This window comes from Mesorhizobium sp. M4A.F.Ca.ET.020.02.1.1 (assembly GCF_004022645.1).
GTDB lineage: Bacteria > Pseudomonadota > Alphaproteobacteria > Rhizobiales > Rhizobiaceae > Mesorhizobium.
Window position 1 is genome coordinate 1 of record NZ_RZOI01000555.1, and the last position, 4,175, is coordinate 4,175.

7 protein-coding genes are annotated in these 4,175 nt (G+C 63.9%); 4 read left to right on the top strand and 3 right to left on the bottom strand.

The window, feature by feature from the left end:
• A partial coding sequence (locus EN742_RS26460) for an aminopeptidase (RefSeq protein WP_148670269.1) occupies positions 1-791 on the top strand: 791 nt, incomplete at its 5' end.
• Positions 792-813: 22 nt separating this feature from the next.
• Positions 814-1,170, top strand: a complete 357-nt coding sequence (locus EN742_RS26465) for a DUF488 domain-containing protein (protein ID WP_126055992.1) — start codon at positions 814-816, stop codon at positions 1,168-1,170.
• 206 nt (positions 1,171-1,376) lie between these two features.
• Here the strand turns inward: EN742_RS26465 and EN742_RS26470 are convergent, their stop codons facing one another.
• On the bottom strand, positions 1,377-1,730 hold the full coding sequence (locus tag EN742_RS26470; protein ID WP_126055993.1) for an ArsC family reductase: 354 nt from the start codon (positions 1,728-1,730) through the stop codon (positions 1,377-1,379).
• A gap of 157 nt (positions 1,731-1,887) precedes the next feature.
• Between EN742_RS26470 and EN742_RS26475 the strand changes: the two genes are divergently transcribed.
• Entirely contained in the window at positions 1,888-2,241 is a 354-nt protein-coding gene (locus EN742_RS26475; protein WP_127405773.1) for a metalloregulator ArsR/SmtB family transcription factor, read from the top strand.
• Entirely contained in the window at positions 2,238-2,717 is a 480-nt protein-coding gene (locus tag EN742_RS26480) for an SRPBCC family protein (RefSeq protein WP_127405774.1), read from the top strand. Before EN742_RS26475 ends, EN742_RS26480 begins: the two co-directional genes overlap by 4 nt.
• A gap of 84 nt (positions 2,718-2,801) precedes the next feature.
• On the opposite strand, the gene EN742_RS26485 is transcribed toward EN742_RS26480, so the two are convergent.
• Both EN742_RS26485 and EN742_RS26490 read right to left on the bottom strand, forming a co-directional pair.
• Positions 2,802-3,155, bottom strand: a complete 354-nt coding sequence (locus EN742_RS26485; RefSeq protein WP_127405775.1) for a nuclear transport factor 2 family protein — start codon at positions 3,153-3,155, stop codon at positions 2,802-2,804.
• Between the two features lie 166 nt (positions 3,156-3,321).
• A partial coding sequence (locus EN742_RS26490) for a 2-dehydropantoate 2-reductase (protein WP_148670270.1) occupies positions 3,322-4,175 on the bottom strand: 854 nt, incomplete at its 5' end.

Genomic DNA, 4,175 nt, shown 5'->3' on the forward strand with positions numbered 1-4,175 from the left:
ATCCGGACCTTGCCTGGGCCAAGCATGTGTTTCCGGGCGATGCCGACGACGTTGCGGTGGCCAAGCTCGCCGACGCGATCTTCTCGGCCTCGCGGGTCGACGTCGAAGACCCGATCGCCAACTGGAAGGCGCACAACGCCGCGTTGGCCGAGCGCACGAAATGGCTGAACGGCCATAAATTCCATGCGCTGCATTTCACCGGGCCGGGCACCGACCTGACGGTCGGGCTGGCCGAAGGCCATGAATGGATGGGCGGCGCCTCGACGGCCAAGAACGGCGTCACCTGCAACCCGAACATCCCGACCGAGGAGGTGTTCACGACGCCGCATGCAAGGCGGGTCTCGGGCCACGTCTCGTCGACCAAGCCGCTTTCCTACCAGGGCACGCTGATCGACGAGATCTCAGTGCGCTTCGAGGAAGGCCGGATCGTCGAGGCCAAGGCTTCCAAGGGCGAGGACGTGCTGAAGAAGGTGCTCGACACCGACGAAGGCGCGCGCCGCCTCGGCGAAGTGGCGCTGGTGCCGCATTCCTCGCCGATCTCGAAGAGCGGATTGCTGTTCTTCAACACGCTGTTCGACGAGAACGCCGCCTGCCATATCGCGCTCGGCCAGTGCTATTCGAAGTGCTTCGTCGACGGCGCCTCGCTCAGCCAGGACGAGATCGCCGCGCGCGGCGGCAACAAAAGCTTTATTCACATCGACTGGATGATCGGCTCGGACAAGATCGACATCGACGGTCTCGGCAAGGACGGCAGCCGCGTGCCGGTGATGCGTAAGGGCGAATGGGCCTGAGGGGGTTCGCTTTGAGGGTGTGATGGCCTTCGACATAGCGGTGAAGCGCATCTATGAAGCGCCGGCGAAAGCGGACGGCCAACGGGTGCTGGTCGACCGCATCTGGCCGCGCGGCATCGCCAAGACGGATGCCGCGCTGACGCTATGGCTGAAGGAGATCGCCCCGAGCGACGAACTGCGCAAATGGTTCGGGCACGAGACGGAGCGCTGGGCGGAGTTTCGGAAGCGGTATTCGGCGGAACTGGATGGGAATGGCGAGGCGATGGCCCAGCTGCGCGCATTGCTCGGCAAAGGCAAGGTGACGCTGCTCTATGGCGCACATGATGAGGCACACAACAATGCGGTGGCGCTGGCGGAGTATTTGCAAGCCCAAGCATAAATGACGTCGAGTTCCTTCGCCCCCCTCTCTGGCCAGCCGGCCATCTCCCCCTCAAGGGGGGAGATCAGCTTTCGCGCCGGCTTTCGCCAAATCGCCAACGTCGCAGGAATGAGCGACGCGCCAAAGCTGCCAATCTCCCCCTCGAGGGGGAGATGTCCGGCAGGACAGAGGGGGGCGCGAAGGATTGCTGCGTACGAGATGGCCCCTTATTTCCCGCCAACCACCTCCTCATAAGCCTCCGGCTTGAATCCAACCAGGATGCGCTCTCCAACCTCCAGCACCGGTCGCTTGATCATCGTCGGCTTGGCGAGCATCAGCTTCTTCGCCTTCTTCTCGTCGAGCGCACCCTTCTCCTCGCCCGGCAGTTCGCGAAAAGTCGTGCTCCCCTTGTTGAGCAGTTTTTCCCAGCCGACCTTTCCGACCCAGCCGTTCAGCCTCTCCGCCTCGATGCCCTCGGCCCGGTAGTCGTGGAAGCGGTAGGGAACGTCGCGGCTTTCCAGCCAGACGCGCGCCTTCTTGATCGTGTCGCAGTTGGTGATGCCATACATGGTGATCGTCAAAACAGGCCTCTTGAACTGACGGATTTACGAATCCGACGGAACCGTAGGCCCGCCCTGCCCGCTTTGCCAACCGTCCACACCTCGATTTTTGGCCTTGCCAATACTTAGGTTTTTTCCTAAGTAATTGCCGACGAGCAGCGACCGAGGAGAACCAACCATGAGCCCGCAGACCGTCAGCGAAAGCGTGCCGCCGATCGACGGCATTTTTCGCGCGCTCGCCGATCCGACGCGCCGCCTCGTGGTGGAGCGGCTGGGCAGGAGCCCTGCCTCGGTCAGTGAGCTGGCGGAGCCGTTCGACATGGCGCTGCCGTCCTTCGTCGAGCACCTCAAGGTGCTGGAAGGCTGTGGACTTGTCCGTTCGGAGAAAGCCGGGCGCGTCAGGACCTACCGGCTTTCACCCGAGCCGCTGGTGCTCGCGGAGAACTGGCTGGCCGAACAGCGCGCGCTCTGGGAGAGCCGACTCGACCAGTTCGATGCCTATGTCATGTCGCTTAAGGAGAAAGAAAAATGAGCTATCCATTCAAGTCCGATCCGAGGCTGGACCTGACACTGGAACGCGTCCTCGACGCGCCGCGCGAACTGCTTTGGCGCGCCTGGACGATGCCAGAGCACGTCAAGCAATGGTTCACGCCGAAGCCGTGGATCATCACCGATTGCGAGATCGACCTTCGGCCCGGCGGCTTGTTTCGCACCCGCATGCAGTCGCCCGACGGCAAGGAGGTCAACGACCGCCATTGCTGCTATCTCGAGATCGTGCCGAACGAGCGGCTGGTGTGGACGGACGCGCTGCTGCCCGGCTACCGGCCGTCGGGCAAGCCTTTCATCACCGCGGTCATTGCGCTGACACAAGAAGGCAAAGGCACACGCTATACCGCCACTGCCATCCACCGCGACGAGGCGACGCGCGACAGCCATGAAGAGATGGGCTTCTTCGATGGCTGGGGCACGGTGGCCGACCAGCTTGCGGACTATGCAAAGACGATTTGAGGTCTCGCCCTCAAACGGCGGCCGGAGTGCTTCGCCCCGGCCGCGTGAGATAACGACAAAACGCAGCGAGCGGGAGTGGCCCGGCTAGTAGTAAAAACGCTCTTCGCTGATCTTGCCGTTCTTGACCGTGTAGAGGCCGACCTCATCCATGGTGACGCGCTCGCCGGTGGATTTGGGCGTTATGTCGAACTTGAAGCGCAGCGCGAACTGGTCGCCATTGACATAGGGGCCGTCGACCGAGCCGCCGTGAACCTCATGGTTCGCTTCCCACCACTCGCCCTTCTGCTTGACGGCTTCCTTGCCGTTGCAAACGGCCATCGGCCCTTCCATGGCCTCATAGCTGACGATGTCGTCGGCATTGTACCTCGCGGCAGCGCTGTGGCTGTCGCCCTGCTTGAGGAGCTCCGTGAAATCCTTGGCAATTTCGGCAGTGGTCATGACTTCCTCCTGTTCAGACCAGTCGCAGGTAGGGGGTCGATTGCTCGGCTGCCACCGTTGACCCGGTCGACAGGTGACAATTCATGTCAGGATGAGCGAGACCGGCTCGCCGCGGCAACATGCTCACATCGTGGCCAAGGCATCGTTGTCGCCGTCCACCTGCCAGCTACAACGGCGAATAACACCCGCGCTCGATGGCAAGGCGCCGCACCAGCGCCAGCACACTGTCGATGGTCGGCGTCGGCTGGCCGGTCAAGCGGCCGAGTTCCTGCACCGCGCTCACCAGAGCGTCGATTTCCATCGGACGGCCGCGTTCCAGGTCCTGCAGCATCGAGGTCTTGTGCTCGCCGACATCGCCGGCGCCCTTGATGCGGCGATCGACCGCGACCGGAAAGCGGACGCCGAGGCTTTCGCCGATCGCCTGCGCCTCCAGCATCATGGCGCGGGCGAGCATTCGCGCTCCCTCGTCGGCGACGATGGCGGCAAGCGTGCTGCCGGTCAGCGCCGAGATCGGGTTGAAGGAGAGATTGCCCCAGAGTTTTATCCAGATCTCCGAGCGGATGTCCTCGCGCACCGGCGCCTGCAGTCCGGCTTTGACCATCTCGCGCGCCAGCGCGTTTACGCGCTCGCTCTTTTCGCCGGACGGCTCGCCAAGCGAGAACCGCGTACCCTCGACATGGCGGATCAGGCCGGGGGCATCGACCTCCGCGGCGGGATAGACGACGGAGCCGATGACGCGCTGCGGGCCGATGCGCTGCCAGATCGTGCCGCCGGGATCGACCGCCTGGATGCGCGTGCCTTCGAGCGCGCCGCCGGCCTTGTAGAAGTACCACCAGGGCACGCCGTTCTGCATGGTGACCACCGCTGTCTCCGGCCCAAGCAGCGGTGCGAGCTGGTCGAGCGCCGGCGCCAGCGAATGGGCCTTCAGCGCCAGCACGACATAGTCCTGCACGCCGAGCTCTTCCGCGCGGGCCGCCGCCCTCACTGGCGCGGCAATCTCGCTCTCGCCCTCGATCAGCC